Below are 502 nucleotides of genomic sequence, written 5' to 3'. Positions count from 1 at the left end.
GATGAAGGGCGCAAGCGTCCCTATTCTGAGGTGCGTAACTGGCTCCTCTCTTGGGGTACGGAACACGAAAAACCTGCACCACAGCGCGGGTAATCGTGCAAAATTTCATCGTTGATATTACCGATCCAGCGGTCGATGACCTCCAAAGTATTAGAAATCACATAGGGGAAGAAAACCCCGCAGCAGCAAGCCGTGTTGCTATTCAGATAGTCGCCGCCTGTGACCGTCTCGAATATCTACCGGAACGAGGCCGACCGGGCCTTGTCCCTGGCACGCGCGAACTGGTGTCCTGCTGGCCGTATGTAATCGTCTATCGCATCGCAGATTCAACGGTCGAAATCCTGCGCATCTGGCCCAGTTCTCAAGACCGATAGACCGCTAACTCGTATCGAGTTGTGTTTACTTGTGCTGAGTTATGCCTACTAAAATATGAGGCAGTTCCTCTGGGGTAGTGTGGAAGCTGCCCCATTTTCGTGACCTGTCACATACCGAGCGAGGGGCC

Annotated in this window: 1 protein-coding gene; it reads left to right on the top strand. The window is 53.4% G+C overall.

Features of this window, described 5'->3' with window-relative positions:
- Positions 1 to 95 precede the first annotated feature (95 nt).
- Complete coding sequence (locus tag KP708_RS15635; protein ID WP_371823805.1) at positions 96 to 374, top strand: type II toxin-antitoxin system RelE/ParE family toxin; 279 nt, start codon at positions 96 to 98, stop codon at positions 372 to 374.
- Positions 375 to 502 lie beyond the last annotated feature (128 nt).

It is taken from the genome of Gluconobacter sp. P5H9_a, from assembly GCF_018812085.1.
GTDB lineage: Bacteria > Pseudomonadota > Alphaproteobacteria > Acetobacterales > Acetobacteraceae > Gluconobacter.
The sequence above is the reverse complement of the archived record's forward strand: the minus strand, read 5'-3'. Positions and strand labels throughout refer to the sequence as shown.